General features: G+C 68.6%; 13 protein-coding genes. 3 read left to right on the forward strand and 10 right to left on the reverse strand.

Annotated elements, in window-relative coordinates; translation table 11 throughout:
- Positions 1–225 precede the first annotated feature (225 nt).
- Positions 226–792 (forward strand): hypothetical protein, encoded by a 567-nt coding sequence (locus tag QZX62_RS09980; RefSeq protein WP_294174232.1) that lies wholly within the window; start codon positions 226–228, stop codon positions 790–792.
- 32 nt (positions 793–824) lie between these two features.
- On the opposite strand, the gene QZX62_RS09985 is transcribed toward QZX62_RS09980, so the two are convergent.
- A complete protein-coding gene (locus tag QZX62_RS09985) occupies positions 825–2,426 on the reverse strand; it encodes a lysine--tRNA ligase (protein ID WP_294174127.1) in 1,602 nt (533 codons plus the stop codon).
- Positions 2,427–2,433: 7 nt separating this feature from the next.
- On the opposite strand from QZX62_RS09985, the gene QZX62_RS09990 reads away from it, so the two are divergent.
- Positions 2,434–5,160, forward strand: coding sequence for an ATP-dependent DNA helicase (locus tag QZX62_RS09990; RefSeq protein ID WP_294174129.1), 2,727 nt, complete (start codon positions 2,434–2,436; stop codon positions 5,158–5,160).
- On the opposite strand, the gene QZX62_RS09995 is transcribed toward QZX62_RS09990, so the two are convergent.
- From QZX62_RS09995 to QZX62_RS10030, 8 genes are all read right to left on the reverse strand, one after another.
- Entirely contained in the window at positions 5,095–5,448 is a 354-nt protein-coding gene (locus QZX62_RS09995; RefSeq protein WP_294174130.1) for a MerR family transcriptional regulator, read from the reverse strand. The genes QZX62_RS09990 and QZX62_RS09995 overlap by 66 nt on opposite strands.
- A gap of 15 nt (positions 5,449–5,463) precedes the next feature.
- Complete coding sequence (locus QZX62_RS10000) at positions 5,464–5,799, reverse strand: integration host factor subunit alpha (RefSeq protein WP_294174131.1); 336 nt, start codon at positions 5,797–5,799, stop codon at positions 5,464–5,466.
- 108 nt (positions 5,800–5,907) lie between these two features.
- Positions 5,908–6,879, reverse strand: coding sequence for a beta-ketoacyl-ACP synthase III (locus QZX62_RS10005; RefSeq protein WP_294174132.1), 972 nt, complete (start codon positions 6,877–6,879; stop codon positions 5,908–5,910).
- The gene (plsX, locus tag QZX62_RS10010) at positions 6,876–7,949 is read right to left on the reverse strand and encodes a phosphate acyltransferase PlsX (RefSeq protein ID WP_294174133.1); all 1,074 of its coding nucleotides are present in this window, start codon (positions 7,947–7,949) and stop codon (positions 6,876–6,878) included. The genes QZX62_RS10005 and plsX overlap by 4 nt, the downstream gene beginning before the upstream one ends.
- A 14-nt stretch (positions 7,950–7,963) precedes the next feature.
- On the reverse strand, positions 7,964–8,143 hold the full coding sequence (gene rpmF, locus QZX62_RS10015; RefSeq protein WP_294174135.1) for a 50S ribosomal protein L32: 180 nt from the start codon (positions 8,141–8,143) through the stop codon (positions 7,964–7,966).
- 135 nt (positions 8,144–8,278) lie between these two features.
- On the reverse strand, positions 8,279–8,941 hold the full coding sequence (locus tag QZX62_RS10020) for an MBL fold metallo-hydrolase (RefSeq protein WP_294174137.1): 663 nt from the start codon (positions 8,939–8,941) through the stop codon (positions 8,279–8,281).
- Positions 8,942–8,943: 2 nt separating this feature from the next.
- On the reverse strand, positions 8,944–10,902 hold the full coding sequence (locus QZX62_RS10025; RefSeq protein WP_294174139.1) for a prolyl oligopeptidase family serine peptidase: 1,959 nt from the start codon (positions 10,900–10,902) through the stop codon (positions 8,944–8,946).
- 9 nt (positions 10,903–10,911) lie between these two features.
- A complete protein-coding gene (locus QZX62_RS10030; RefSeq protein WP_294174142.1) occupies positions 10,912–12,171 on the reverse strand; it encodes a dipeptidase in 1,260 nt (419 codons plus the stop codon).
- Positions 12,172–12,239: 68 nt separating this feature from the next.
- On the opposite strand from QZX62_RS10030, the gene QZX62_RS10035 reads away from it, so the two are divergent.
- Positions 12,240–13,955, forward strand: a complete 1,716-nt coding sequence (locus QZX62_RS10035; protein WP_294174144.1) for a chorismate-binding protein — start codon at positions 12,240–12,242, stop codon at positions 13,953–13,955.
- Positions 13,956–13,981: 26 nt separating this feature from the next.
- Here the strand turns inward: QZX62_RS10035 and pdeM are convergent, their stop codons facing one another.
- On the reverse strand, positions 13,982–14,644 hold the full coding sequence (pdeM, locus tag QZX62_RS10040; RefSeq protein WP_294174145.1) for a ligase-associated DNA damage response endonuclease PdeM: 663 nt from the start codon (positions 14,642–14,644) through the stop codon (positions 13,982–13,984).
- Positions 14,645–14,661 lie beyond the last annotated feature (17 nt).

Consider the following 14,661-nt stretch of genomic DNA (forward strand, 5'->3'; position numbering starts at 1 on the left):
CGTCATCAGCTACGACGAACACCCTGCCGCCGGATCGACAGCCAGGCCTGGATCTTCTTCAAGATTTTTCCGGCGCCGCCGCCGCCGTGCGTGCCGGAGTCCGCTTTGCGTGCTGAAGTGCACTCCAGCGGCCCCACCTGACGCTCCGTCTCGCCGCGGAGCGGCGCGACGGGATGCCGCCCGCCGACGCCTAGGTGGCTGCTGCTTGGGGCGCCAGCGGCACTGCTGCCGGGTCGGACTTCCCGCGCCGACGACGACCACCTCTTCGGCAGTGACGGCAACGACGTCGAGACCGGCGACGCCGGCAACGACCACCTCGACGGCGGCGCCGGCGACGACCAGCTGAATGGCCGGGAAGGCGACGATCATTTGTTCGGAGGTGCCGGCAACGACCTGCTCCACGGAAGTTATGGCACCGATACTCTGACAGGCGGCGCGGGCGCCGACATCTTCAGCTACACGTCAGCGATCGACGGGAACGACGTCATTCTCGACTTCAACCGGGCCGAGGGTGACAAGATCGACATCTCTGGCAGCGATTCCAACCTGTCTGGTAAGGACGGACAAACGGGCTGGTGGTTCGCTGGGGACAGCTACCGCTCCGACCTGCAGAGCGACGGTCGGGGGCAGATTGTGGTCATTGCGAACGGCGACGGGACCTACACCTTCAGCGCATACTACGCCAACACGACCACGCCGCACATCCAGACGATCGTCAATACGGCGGTGACCGTTACCGACTTTATCGGGGTCACGGACGCCCCACCAGCAGCGATGGGTTTGGTCTTCTGAGCTATCTGGTAGCGGCCGGTGGGTCCCGCTGATCAGGCCAAGGCTGCGGCTATCAGCCGCCGCGTGTTCTCGACGCCGTAGAGCGCGATAAAGCTGCCCATGCGAGGTCCATCGCTGCTTCCGAGCAGGATCTCGTACAACGCTTGGAACCAGTGGCGCAGGCTGTCGAACGGATGGCGCTTGCCGATCTCGAAGACTTCGGTCTGGATCACGTCGGAACGGGTGTCGGGCGGCAGCTGCGCCAGGTAGCGGTCGACTTCGCGCAGTGCGTCGATCTCGTGCCCGACTGGCGCGCGCCGCTGTAGGGTGGGCACGACGAAGTCACGCGCATAGTTCACGGCCAGGCCGATGAGCTCGTCCAGCTCCGGGTTCGCTTCCGGTGAGCAGGCGGGATTGTAGCGGCGGACGAAGCGCCAGGCGGTGTCCTTGTCCTGCACGCCCGGCAGGCTGGTTAGGTTGAGCAGCAGGCCGAAGCTGACTGGCAAGCTGTAGGGCTCGGGCACCGCGCCGTCGTGGATGTGGTGCACGGGGTTGCCGAGGCGCTGCTCGACCGGCTGCTCAGGCCACTTGCCCCGGAACTGCCAATATTCGTCGATCGCGCGCGGGATCAGCCCGAGGTGGAGGCTCTTGGCCTTCTTCGGCTCGCGGTAGAGGTAGAACTCCAGGCTCTTCTCGCTGCCGTAGGTAAGCCATTGCTCCAGGCTGAGGCCGTTGCCCTTGGACTTGCTGATCTTCTCGCCGCGCTCGTCGAGAAACATTTCGTAGTTGAAGCCCTCGGGCGGGCGGCCGCCGAGGACGCGGGCGATCTTGCCCGACTGGATCGTGCTGTCGATCAGGTCCTTGCCGGCCATCTCGTAGTCGACGCCGAGCGCCACCCAACGCATCGCCCAGTCCACCTTCCATTGAAGCTTGGCCAGGCCGCCGAGGGCCGACTGCGTGACCTCTTGCCCATCCTCGTCGGTGAAGGCGACCGTGCCCGCTTCGGCGTCGACCACGCGCACGGGCACCTGCAGGACCCGGCCGGTGGTCGGCGAGATCGGAAGCACGGGCGAATAGGTTTGGCGGCGCTCTTCACGTAAGGTCGGGAGCATGACGCCGAGGATGTCGTCGTAGCGGCGCAGCACCTCGCGCAGCGTCTCGTCGAAGCGGCCGCTCCTGTAGCATTCGGTCGAGCTCAGGAACTCGTAGTCGAAGCCGAACCGGTCGAGGAAGCGGCGCAGCATGGCGTTATTGTGGTGCGCGAAGCTTTCGTGTTCGCCGAATGGGTCGGGAACTTGCGTCAGCGGCCGGCCGAGATGCTCCCGCAGCAGCTCGGCATTGGGAACATTGTCCGGCACCTTGCGCAGCCCGTCCAGGTCGTCGCTGAAAGCGATCAGCGTGGTCGGCGCTCCGCCGGTGAGCGTCCGGTAGGCGTGCATCACCCAGGTGGTGCGCAGGACCTCGGTGAAGGTGCCGATGTGCGGCAGGCCGGAGGGACCGTAGCCGGTCTCGAACACCGTGGGCGCGCCATCGGGCTTCCCCTCGGGCCAGCGCTTCAGCAGCTTGCGCGCTTCCTCGAACGGCCAGGCCTTGGAGGTCATCGCCGCGTCGCGCAGGTCGTTCACTGTTGCCCTTTCGTTCTCACCGCGCCACATCAGGCAAGTGGCCGCTCCTTTGCCCCTTCCCGCGCTGCACGCAAGCCACGCCGGCATCTGGATCGCCGGCGCGAACGGCGGTGTGCGCGAGGTCGGGCGCGGGCAGGCGATCGGGCAGCTCGCGGAAACGCCGCACATCCTCCTGAACGCTCCGCTGGTCGGGCAGCGGCTGGGCTATGGTGAGGTGAGCGGGCTGGACCTGCTGGAGCTGTTCGCCTTCATCCACCCCGCGCGGTTCGCGGTGCCGACGGTGGCGGGGATGGCGCGGGCGGTCGGCGTGGCGGTGCCGACCGGGGAATCGGAGTTCGCCGCGGCGCTGCAGGCGATCGCCGGGCGCTTGCTGGCCGTGCCGGACGGTGAGTGGCCCGAACGTGAGGGCGCATGGACCAGCAACGCCACCCTGCACCGGCTCGGCTGGGGCTGGGCGGGGCTGGTCGGGCAGCGGCTGCGGCGGCCCGACAAGGCCGAGCGGATGCTGTTCTCGCGGCTGGCGACCTGGGAAGAGGGCGCCGAGCGGCCGCCGCCGCGAACGGTGCGGATCGGGGCAGACGAGGCAGAGACGCGGCTGACCAAGCTCACGGGGCAGGGGGCGGAGACGCGCGAAGGGCAAAGGGCGCTCGCCGGCGCAGTGGCGGGCGTGTTCGCACCCCGCGCCGCGCGGGATGCGCCCAACCTGCTGCTGGCCGAAGCTGGGACGGGAATCGGCAAGACGTTGGGCTATCTCGCCCCCGCGTCGCTGTGGGCGGAAAAGGCGGGCGGGCCGGTGTGGGTGTCGACCTACACCAAGGCGCTGCAACGGCAACTCGATGCCGAGGGCGCGCGGCTCCACGCCGACCCCGATGAGCGCAAGCGGCGGATCGTAGTCCGCAAGGGCCGCGAGAACTACCTGTGCCTGCTCAACCTGGAAGATGCGCTACAGGGCGCGTTCTCGGGCCGGGCGGCGGTGCTGGCCCAGCTGGTTGGGCGCTGGGCGGCCTACACCAAGGACGGTGACATGGTCGGTGGCGACCTGCCGGGCTGGCTGCCGAGCCTGTTCCGGCGCGCGGGGGCGACCGCGCTGACCGACCGCCGCGGCGAATGCGTCTACGCCGGCTGCCCGCATTACCGGCGCTGCTTCATCGAGCGGGCCGAGCGGTCCAGCCGGGAGGCTGACCTGGTGATCGCCAACCACGCGCTGGTGATGGTCAACGCCGCCCGGGCGCGGATGAGCCGGCCACCCGAACGCATCGTCTTCGACGAAGGGCATCATCTGTTCGATGCCGCCGACTCGACCTTCGCGGTGGCGCTGACCGGGCAGGAGACGATCGAGCTGCGGCGCTGGATCATGGGCCCGGAGAAGAGCTCGCGCGGGCGGCGCCGGGGCCTGTCGGCGCGATTGATGGACGTGGCCAGCTACGACGACGGGGGCGGCGAAGCGCTCGAGTCGGCGGTCGAGGCGGCACGGGCGCTACCGTCCGATGGATGGCTCGGGCGCATCGCCGAAGGCGCGCCGTTCGGATCGGTGGAGCGGCTGCTCTCGCAGGTGCGCGGGACCGTTTACGCCAGGGCGCGGGCGCAGGACGCGGGGTATGGTCTCGAGACCGAACTGGCGGAGCCAGATGGCGAGCTTGTCGCGGCCGCGGCCGGTGCGCTGGAGGCACTGGAGTCCCTGCAAAAGCCGTTGGCGGCGCTCGGGCGGCGGCTGGAAGCGGTGCTGGAAGACGCGCCAGACTGGCTCGACGCCGCGGCCCGGGCGCGGGTGGAAGGTGCGATCGCCGGCCTGACCTGGCGCGGCGGAGCGCTTGCAGCCTGGTGCCAGCTGCTGGCCCGGATCGGCGGTGCGGCCGATCCCGAGTTCGTCGACTGGCTGAGCGTGGACCGGGTCGAGGGCCGTGAGTTCGACATCGGCATTCAGCGCCGCTGGCTCGACCCCACGCGGCCGCTCGCGGCGACCGTGCTGGCTCCGGCGCACGGAGTGCTGGTGACCTCGGCGACGCTGCGCGGCGGCGGCGAGGACTGGGCGGCGGCGGAGGCACGGACCGGCGCGCTGCACCTGCCACGGCCTGCGGAGCGGTTCGAAGCGGCGAGCCCGTTCGACTATCCCAATTCGGCCGAGGTGCTCATCGTCACCGACATCGGCCGCAACGACCTGCCCGCGCTGGCCGGCGCCTATGCCCGACTGATCGAGGCGGCGGGCGGCGGCACGCTGGGGCTGTTCACCGCGGTGCAGCGGCTGAAGGCGGTGCATGCGCGGATTGCGGACCGGCTGGCGCGCGAAGGCTTGCCGCTGCTCGCCCAGCATGTCGATCCGATCGATACGGGCACGCTGGTCGACATCTTCCGCGACGATCCGCGCTCCAGCCTGCTTGGCACCGACGCGCTGCGCGACGGGGTCGACGTGCCGGGCGAGTCGCTCCGGCTGGTAGTGATGGAGCGGGTGCCCTGGCCAAGGCCGACCGTGCTCCACGGCGCGCGGCGGATGGCCGGGGGCGGGTCGGCCTACGACGACCGGGTAGTCAAGGCACGGCTGGCGCAGGCGTTCGGCCGACTGATCCGACGGCAGGGCGACCGGGGCAAGTTCGTGATCCTGTCCGCCGCCTGTCCCTCGCGCCTGCTCACTGCCTTTCCGGTGGGAGTGCCCGTGCGCCGGGTGACGCTTGCCGAAGCCATCGCGCGGGTGGGGGCTGGGTCAGTCCTCGAGCAGGCTGGCCAGCTGCTGCCGCAGCCGGCGGAGGTCGTCGGCGGAGACTCCTGACCCGTTGCCGTTCAACGGTATCGCCGGCCCGTCGGACACATCCACCTGCCCGTCGCGAAGCAGCTTCTGCACCCCGCGCACCGTGTAACCTTCATGGGTAAGCAGCTGGTGGATGCGCCGGGCAAGCTCCACGTCGGCCGGCCGGTAGTAGCGGCGGTTGCCCGCGCGCTGCAGCGGCTTCAGCGGGAACTTGGACTCCCAATAGCGCAGGATATGCTGCGGGACGCCCAGCTCTTCGGAGAGTTCGCCGATGGTCCGGAAGGCGTCGGGCGCCTTGCTGCCGGCCACCGCGCGCCCGTGCCTTTAGCCGCGCGCGACCTTGTCGCGCATCGTCTGGCTGGCCCGAAAGGTCATGACCCGGCGCGGCGCGATCGGCACTTCGACGCCGGTCTTCGGATTGCGGCCGACCCGCTCGCCCTTGTCGCGCAGGACAAAGCTGCCGAAGCCCGAGATCTTGACGTTCTCGCCTTCCGACAGCGAAGCGCACATATGGTGCAGCAACCGCTCCACCATGCCCGCCGACTCGGCTCGCGACAAACCAAGCCGACGGTGGACCACGTCGCTGAGGTCAGCCCGGGTCAGTGTGCCGCTTAGCGCTTCCTTGAACTGCCCATTCCGGGCAACACCGGCATCGGCCATTGTTGTTCTCCGCCCACCCTGTCGGCGCTCCCCCAGCGCCCAATTGCTAAACTAACCTAGAACAGGCTTTGTCAGCAACCTGACCAAGAGCACATTTTCGACGAAATATCAAAAGCGCACGGCAGCCGCCCCCCAGGTGAAGCCACCACCCATGGCTTCCAGGACCACCAGGTCGCCCTGTTTGATCCGGCCATCCTTGACTGCCACGTCGAGGGCCAGCGGAACTGAGGCGGCCGATGTGTTGGCGTGCTGGTCCACCGTCAGCACCACCCGGTCGGACGATAAGCCCAGTTTGCGGGCGGTCGCGTCGATGATGCGGGCGTTCGCCTGGTGGGGGACAACCCAATCGACCTCGTCGGCGGTCAGCCCGGCCACGCCAAGCACCTCGGTCAGGACGTCGGCAAGGTTGACCACCGCGTGGCGGAACACCTCGCGGCCCTTCATGCGCAGCTTGCCGACAGTGCCCGTGGTCGACGGACCGCCATCGACGTACAGCATGTCGCTGTGCCGGCCATCGGCGTGGAGGCGGGTCGCCAGGATCCCGCGGGTGCCTTCCTCCGCCTTGAGGACGACCGCGCCCGCGCCGTCGCCGAACAGCACGCAGGTGGTGCGGTCCTCCCAATCGAGGATGCGGCTGAACGTCTCCGCGCCGATTACCAGGGCGGTGTCGGCGTTGCCCGCGCGCAGCATCGCGTCCGCAACTGACAGCGCGTAAAGAAAGCCGGTGCAGACCGCATGCACGTCAAACGCGATGCAGTCGCCAACCCCGAGCATGGCCTGGACCCGCGTCGCGGAGGAGGGAAAGGTCTGATCGGGGGTGGCGGTTGCAAGCACGATGAGGTCGATCTCGCCCGGCTCCAGCCCAGCTTGCTCCAACGCTTTGCGGCTGGCCTCGGTGGCCAGGGTCGCGGTGGTCTCGCCATCCCCCGCAATGTAACGCGTCCGGATGCCGGTCCGTTCGACGATCCACTCATCGGTGGTATCGACCTGCGCCGCGAGTTCCGCATTGTCGACGCGCCGCTTTGGCAAGGCGGAGCCGACGCCGCCGATCACCGCCCGCCGCGCGACCTCAATCGTCATTGCGCGGCTTCGGCGAAAGCGTGGGCACGGAAATTATCGAGGTCCTCGCCGATCCGCCGCGTGATGTCGTTGCGGACCATGCGGGCAGCAACCCCGATCGCGTTGCACACACCCTTGGCGTTTGCGCCGCCATGGCTCTTCACGACCAGGCCATTGAGGCCGAGGAAGACCGCGCCGTTATGGTTGTTGGGGTCGAGGTGGACCTTGAGCATGTGCAGCGCCGGACGGCTAAGCGCGAATCCGGCTTTGGAGCGGAGCGAGGAAGTGAAGGCACGGCGCAGGAGGTCGGTCACGAACCGGGCGGTGCCCTCCGCGGTCTTGAGGGCGATGTTGCCCGAAAAGCCGTCGGTCACCACCACGTCCATCTTGCCACGGGACAGCTGATCGCCTTCGGTGAAGCCGTCGAACTGCATCGGCAGGTAGCTCGCTTCGCGCAGCAGGGCGGCGGCTTCCTTGAGCTCGTCGGTACCCTTGAGCTCCTCGGTGCCGATGTTGAGCAGCTTCACGCGCGGCTTCTTCAGTCCGTTCACCGTTCGAGCATAGGCGGCGCCCATGACGGCGAACTGAACCAGATTCTGCACGTCGCATTCGGTGTTCGCGCCGAGATCGAGCATGATGACGTCGTGCTCGCCAAGCGTCGGCAGCAACGCCGCGAGCGCCGGGCGGTCGATGCCCGGCATGGTGCGAAGTGCCAGCTTGGCGATGGCCATCATGGCGCCGGTATTGCCAGCCGACAGGGCCGCATCGGCCTGGCCCTTCTTCACCGCACGAATGGCCATTCCCATCGACGTGGTCTTGGCGCGGCGGAGCGCCTGGCTGGGCTTTTCCGCGCTGCCGATCGCGTCGGGCGCGTGAACCACTTCGACCGAGCCCGCGGGAAAGCTTAACCTCTCCAGCTCTGGCCGTACCTGCGCCTCATCCCCGATCAGCAGGAAGCGAAGCGAAGGATCCGAACGGAGCGCACGGACGACCCCACCCAGCATCGCTGCCGGGCCGTTGTCGCCCCCCATTGCATCGATCGCAATCCGCGGCGTGCCGTTTAGACCGCTGCTGTCCGGACTGCGATTCACTGGGGGGTGGCCGCTCAGGCCTCGGTCGAGACGATCTCGCGGCCGTTATAATGGCCGCAGGCGGTGCACAGATTGTGCGGCTTCTTGAGCTCGCCGCAGTTCGGGCACTCCTGGAAGCTCGCCGGGCTCAGCGCGTGGTGGCTGCGGCGCATATTGCGCTTGGACGGCGACGTTTTTCTCTTGGGGACGGCCATTGCGGCACCTGTTCTCGTGTTGGCTCAAACAAAATGCGACGAACCTCGCCTCGGCTCGAACGGGTTGCCCCGCGGCGGCGAAGGATCGTCGCGAACGATGGGGCCTATAGCGGAAAGCTCCGGACGCGCAAGCCGTTAGGCCGCGGCCAGCACGCGGTCGCTGACGAAGGGGTTGGAGGCACGCTCCCGCGCGAAGGTCGAGGCGGGGCCGTGGCCGGGGATGAAGGCGGTGTCGTTGCCCATCGGCCAGAGCTCGCGAACCACGCTGTCGAGTAGCGCCTGGTGGTCGCTTCGCGGGAAGTCGGTCCGGCCGATCGAGCCCGCGAACAGCACGTCGCCGACGATCGCCAGCTTGGAAGCCGCGTGGTGGAAGACGACGTGGCCAGGCGTGTGGCCGGGGCAGTGGTGAACCGCGAAGCTCAGCTCCCCGACAGTCAACGTATCGCCGCCGTCGAGCCAGCGCGAGGGTTCGAACGAACGGCCCTCGATGCCATAGCGAGCGCCGTCCTCGGCCAGCGTGGCGATCAGCCAGCGGTCCTCCTCGTGCGGTCCCTCGATCGGCACGCCGAGTTCCTCCGCGAAGATCCCGGCCTGGCCGCAATGGTCGATGTGGCCGTGGGTCAGCAGGATCTTCTCGACCGTCACGCCCGTTTGCGCGACTGCCGCGCGGAGCTTGGGCAGGTCGCCGCCGGGATCGACGAACGCGGCCTTCATGGTCGCGGTGCACCAGATGAGGCTGCAGTTCTGCTGCAGCGACGTGACCGGGATCATCGCCGCCTTGAGCGCGGGCTCACCCACGTTCAGCGCCCCGCTACCTTGGGCCGCGCGGCCTGCGAGCCGCCCAGCAGATGCTCCTGCCAGAACAGGAGCGAGGCCCAGAACTGATAATCCTGGTTCTCCTTCTTGTTGAAGCCGTGACCTTCGTTCTCGCCAACGAGATACCAGGTCGGCGTGCCGCGGGCCCGAAGCGCCTTGACAATCTGGTCGGCCTCCGACTTGGGCACCCGCGGGTCGTTGGCGCCCTGGACGATGAACATCGGCGCCTTGATCTCGCGGATGCGGCGGAGCGGCGAGATCTCCTCCAGCTTGGCGCGCTGGGCGGGCACGCGCTCGTCGCCATATTCGACCCGGCGCAGGTCGCGGCGGTAGCTCTGCGTGTTCTCCAGAAAGGTGTTGAAGTTGGAGATGGCGACCACGCACAGCGCGCCTTTGAACGCATCGGCGTAGCGGATGGCGGACGCGTAGCACATGTAGCCGCCGTAGCTGCCGCCGGTGACGCCCATGCGCGCGCTGTCGATCCGCGGGTCAGCGCGGAGGCGGTCGAGGAAGGCGCCCACGTCCTTGACCGAGTCCTCGCGCTTGAATGGGCCGTTGTCGAGGCTGACGAAACGCTTGCCGTAGCCCGTGGAGCCGCGGACGTTGGGGTAGAAGACCGAGATCCCCAGCTCGTTCAGCAGGTAGTTGCTGCGGCCCTGGAAGCCCGGCCGGGTCTGGCCTTCAGGTCCACCATGGATGTTGACCAGGACCGGCCGCTTGCCCGGGAAGCGGCGCGGATCGGGGCGGTAGAGGAAGCCGCTGACGGGCTCGCCATCGAAGCTCTTCACCTCCACCAGCTCGGCCTCGACATTGACGCTCGGATCGAGGCCGCCGGTCTCGCTTTCGGTCCAGCGGGTGGCCCGAAGCGTCCGCGGGTCGACCGCGTAGGCGTCCGCCGGACTGCGCGCGGAGGACAGGGTGAGGCCAACCGTGCCCCAGGGCGCGAACTCCAGCGCCCCGATCACGCCGACCGGAAGGCCGGACACCTGGCGGGGGCGGCGTGACGCCACGTCCATCAAGTACAGCCGGCTGATCCCGGCTTCGTTGGTGACGTAGGCGACCGTGCGGCCGTCGTCCGAGATGTCGAAGCTGTCGATGTCCCAGCGACCGGCGTTGGCGACCGGCGTGAAGCGGCCGCTGGCCGGGTCGAGGGTGCCCAGCCGCTGCACGTCCGCGCCCTCGTCGGAGGTCACCCACAGTGTCCCGTCCGGCGCGAACTCGGAGCCGCCGATCGCCACGTCCGCGGCATGGTTGCCGACCGGCGTCATGGTGCCTCGCGCGACGTCGAGCAGGTACGGATCGACGTTGGTGATGGACTGGTAGTTGAGCACGATCGCGCGCGCCGCACCGGGCGCGAAGTCGGCGATGCCCCAGCCGCCGCCCTTGACCTGCGCAACCATGCGGTTCGATGCCGGATTGCGGGGATCGATGACGTAAAGGTCGCTGTCCGCGCCGTTGCGGCGGGTGGATGAATAGGCGAGCAACCGCCCGTCCTTGCTCCACGGACCCATCTCGTTGCGGCTCTTGCCGTCGGTGAGCAGGTTCAGGCGGCCGTTCGCCAGCGTGTAGATCTGGTAGAACTCGTCCCCGCCATTGTCCTTGGACACCGCGAGCACGTCGCCCGCGGGCGACCAGCGGCCGCCGACCGGCTCGGCCTCGAAGCTGATCTGCCGCCGCATCATCATGGGTCCGGCGACCGTGTGCAGCTGCGCCGTGTTGGCGAAGCGGGTGGATACCAGCATCGAACGGTCGCGCGGGTTCCAGCCGGCGAAGCCTGCGGTGCGGAACTCCATGTAGGGCCGGGTAGCGACGGCGAGCTCCTGCGGCACCGGGGGAACCGCGTCCACAGTGACGGCGGCCGGCTTGGGCGCGTCGGCGGCGGCGAGCGGAGCGGCCAGCAGGACGGTGGCGGCGGCGAGGACGAAGCGAGACTTGTTGATCATGGAGAAACCTTATTGGGCTGGGGCGGACTGCTCAAGCGTGGCGAGCGAGGGCGGCACGTCGCGCATCTCACGCGCGACCGCTTCGGCCCGGCGCAGCGCGCCCAGAATGTTGCCGCCGGCAAGCTTGGCGAGGTTCGCGTCCGACCAGCCGCGGCGGATCAGCTCGGCGAACAGGGCCGGGTAGTCGCCCACGTCCTCGAGGCCCACGGCGGTGAACGGCACGCCATCGAAGTCGCCGCCGAGGCCGACATGGTCATGGCCCGCGACCCTGGCGATATGCTCGAGGTGATCGGCGACCTTGGCGAGCGGCACCGGCGGCCGCGGGTTAGCGGCTTCCCAGGATTTGAGGCCGGCGTCCACCGCCGCCTGGCTGAACGGCGTAGTGGCCTTGAGCCGGGCCTCCTCCGCCACGCGGCGCGTGTTCCATTGCCAGACCTCCGGCGAGAGGAAGACGGGGTAGAAGTTGACCATCACCACACTGCCGTTGGCGGGCAGCAGACGGAGCACCTCGTCCGGAACGTTGCGCGGATGCGGGTTCAGGGCAGCGGCATTCGAATGCGAAAAGATGACGGGGGCCCGGCTTACCCGCAGCGAGTCGATCATCGCCGCGGGTGAGACGTGGCTGAGGTCCACCAGCATGCCGAGACGGTTCATCTCGGCCACTACCTGCTCGCCGAACGGGCTGATGCCGCCATGGCGCGGCTCGTCGGTGGCGCTGTCGGCCCATTCGGTGGTCTGGTTGTGGGTCAGCGTCATGTAGCGGACACCGAGGTCGTGGAAGCGGCGAAGCGCCGGCAGCGAGCCCGCGATGTGCCGGCCGCCCTCCATGCCGAGCACGGAGCCGACGCGGCCCGCGCGATGGATGCGGAGGAGGTCGTCGGCCGATGCCGCGAGCTCGAGGTCATTTGGGTAGGCCGCAATCAGCCGGCGCGCCGTGTCGATCTGCTCCAGCGTGGCCCGTAGCGCCGCGTCGCCGGTGATCGTGCCTGGGATGTAGACCGACCAGAACTGCCCGCCGACGCGGCCTTGGCGGAGCCGGGGAATGTCGGTCATCAGCGGCTTGTCGCCGCTACCCCGATCCACGGCCAGGTTTGCAACGCTGCTTTCGTGGTTCTCGCGCAGTTCCCATGGCAGGTCGTTGTGTCCGTCGATCAGCGGCGTGCGCTTGAGGACGCGATCGATGCGCTTCTGTGTCGCTCCGTCGATCGACTGAGCCGCGGCAGGAGCGGCAAGAAGGAGCGCGGCAAGGTAAAGGGCGGCAGAGCGCATATGGAAGGTCCTAGGATAGTGCCACGCCGCTTTACGAAGCAGGCCGCCGCGGGGCAAACGCCCGGGTGATGAGCGAACCCTTTGTGCTGTTCGATGATGCCCGGTCCGGCGGGCGGGCACGGCTCTACACGGGGTCGAGCGAGCAGATCGTCGCACGGAGCATGGCAGACGTGCGGCCGGCGCTCGACCGTCTGCAGCAGGCGGCGCGCGCTGGTGCGCATGCGGCGGGGTACCTTGCCTACGAAGCGGGCTACGCGCTTGACCCCGCGCTGGCGGCATCGGCGCGGCAGGGCGATGGGCCGCTGCTATGGTTCGGATTGTTCGACGGGTATCACGAGGTCGATGCCCCGGCTTGGCTGCCCGATCCCGCCGGCGCGTACGCGTCCCCGCCCAAGCCCCGCACCGCCCAAGGAGATTACCTCCTCGCCGCGGCGCGGGTCCGGGAGCATTTGTTCGCCGGGGACTTCTACCAGGCCAATCTGACCTTCGCCTGCGAGCTGGCGGTCGCCGGCGATCCGCTGGCGCTCTATGCGCGCTTGCGCGGGAGCTCGGCCGCGGGTTGGGGCGGGATGCTGCGCCATCCGGAAGGCTGGCTGCTGTCGCTCAGCCCGGAACAGTTTTTCACGGTTCGCGACGGGGTCATCGAGGCGAAGCCGATGAAGGGCACCGCACCGCTCAGCGTGCCTGCCGATACCCTCCGCGACGATCCCAAGCAGCGGGCCGAGAACCTGATGATCGTCGACCTGCTGCGCAACGACCTGGCACGGGTGGCCGTCCCGGGCAGCGTTGACGTGCCCGAGCTGTTTGCGGTCGAGACCTACCCCACGCTGCGGCAGATGATCAGCCGCGTGACGGCCCGCCTTCGTCCTGGGCTGGACGGAGTGGATGTATTGCGCACCATCTTCCCGTGCGGCTCGGTAACCGGAGCACCCAAGATCGCGGCGATGAGAGCTTTGCGGCGGCTCGAGCCGGAGGCTCGCGGCGCTTACTGCGGTGCGATGGGCTGGATCGAGCCGGGAGGGAACGCCGCGTTCAATGTGTTGATCCGCACGCTGGGGATCGGGTCGAATGCCCGACGCGCGCGGCTTGGGCTCGGATCGGGGCTTGTGGTGGACAGCGAGCCATACGATGAGTGGCGGGAGTGCATTGCCAAAGGGGCTTTCGTGACACGTTCCTGTCCGCCCATCGATCTGATCGAGACCATGCGCTTCGACCCGCAGGAGGGCATCATCGAGCTGGACCGTCACCTTCGTCGCCTGGGCGAAGCGGCGCAGGCACTCGGGTTTGCGTACGACCGCCACGCCGCTCGTAACGAGCTTCAAGCGGCGACCTTCGGGCGCAAAGGGGCGGGAATGGCGCGGATGCTGCTTTCGCCCACCGGAACCATGGCGGTGGAACTCCGGGGCATACCGGAGCCGGACGAGCTGCCCGTGCCGGTCGCAGTGTGCGCGCTGCCGGTCGATTCGGACGACTACCGCCTTCGCTACAAGACCACCGACCGCGCGTTCTACGACGATGCCCGCCGCGCCGGCGGTGGTTACGAGACGTTGTTCGTGGACAGGGCAGGGCAGCTGACGGAAGGCACCTTCACGTCAATCTTCGTCGAGCGCGGGGAGAAGCTGCTGACGCCGCCCTGCTCGCGGGGGCTTGTTCCCGGGATATTGCGCGCCAAGCTCCTCGACGAGGGCCGGGCGGAGGAGGCGGAACTCACGCCGGCGGATCTGGCAGGCGGATTCTACATCGGGAACATGGTGCGCGGGCTGATCCCGGCACGCTTGATCTGACTGCCCTTCATGTTGGCGGCAAGCGGCTAGGCGGCAATGGGGAAGCGCAGCAGGCGATCGGCTACCGGCACCAGCGCCGCGGCCTGTCCACCCACCTTGCTGCGGATCTCCGGATGGTGGGCGTCGAGCCCGCCCGTTAGCGAGCCGAATGCCGGCAGGATCAGCTTGGCCTCCGACGCAACGTAGCAACGGCGCGAGACATGCTTGCCGCGCAGCTGCAGCCGCAGCTTGGGATGATAATGGCCGCTGATCTCGGGCGTGGGATCGCGCGGGTCGGCTTCGTGACGCAGGGTCAGGCCGCGGACATGAGCTTCCTCGACCAGCCGGCCACCACAATGGTCGGCAAAGCCAGGGTCATGGTTGCCGAGGATCCACACCCAGTCGAGCCGCCCGGTGAGCGCCAGCAGCATGGCGCGTGCAGCGTCGGGCAGGCGGTCGCAGCCGAACCGGTCGTGAAAGCTGTCGCCCAGGCAGTAGAGGCGCTCAGGCGCGGTGCGATCGACCAGCTCGGTCAGCGCGGCCAGCGTCTGCTGGCTATCGTAGGGCGGCAGGAATTGGCCGACCCGGGCGAACCAGCTCGCCTTTTCAAGGTGCAGGTCGGCGACCAACAGCGCCTTCTCCGCCGGCCAGAACATGGCGCCCTGCGGATCGGCGAGGAAGTTGTGACCGGCGAACGAAAGGGGAACCATTGCAGGGCTTCTGGCGC

This window comes from uncultured Sphingomonas sp., assembly GCF_902806265.1.
GTDB lineage: Bacteria > Pseudomonadota > Alphaproteobacteria > Sphingomonadales > Sphingomonadaceae > Sphingomicrobium.

Coding starts and splice junctions, on each gene's coding strand:
- QZX62_RS10025 (WP_294174139.1), bottom strand. CDS start 10,902: ATGATCAACAAGTCTCGCTTCGTCCTCGCCGCCGCCACCGTCCTGCTG.
- QZX62_RS10000 (WP_294174131.1), bottom strand. CDS start 5,799: ATGGCCGATGCCGGTGTTGCCCGGAATGGGCAGTTCAAGGAAGCGCTA.
- pdeM (WP_294174145.1), bottom strand. CDS start 14,644: ATGGTTCCCCTTTCGTTCGCCGGTCACAACTTCCTCGCCGATCCGCAG.
- QZX62_RS10005 (WP_294174132.1), bottom strand. CDS start 6,879: ATGACGATTGAGGTCGCGCGGCGGGCGGTGATCGGCGGCGTCGGCTCC.
- rpmF (WP_294174135.1), bottom strand. CDS start 8,143: ATGGCCGTCCCCAAGAGAAAAACGTCGCCGTCCAAGCGCAATATGCGC.
- QZX62_RS10030 (WP_294174142.1), bottom strand. CDS start 12,171: ATGCGCTCTGCCGCCCTTTACCTTGCCGCGCTCCTTCTTGCCGCTCCT.
- QZX62_RS09985 (WP_294174127.1), bottom strand. CDS start 2,426: ATGTGGCGCGGTGAGAACGAAAGGGCAACAGTGAACGACCTGCGCGAC.
- QZX62_RS10035 (WP_294174144.1), top strand. CDS start 12,240: ATGAGCGAACCCTTTGTGCTGTTCGATGATGCCCGGTCCGGCGGGCGG.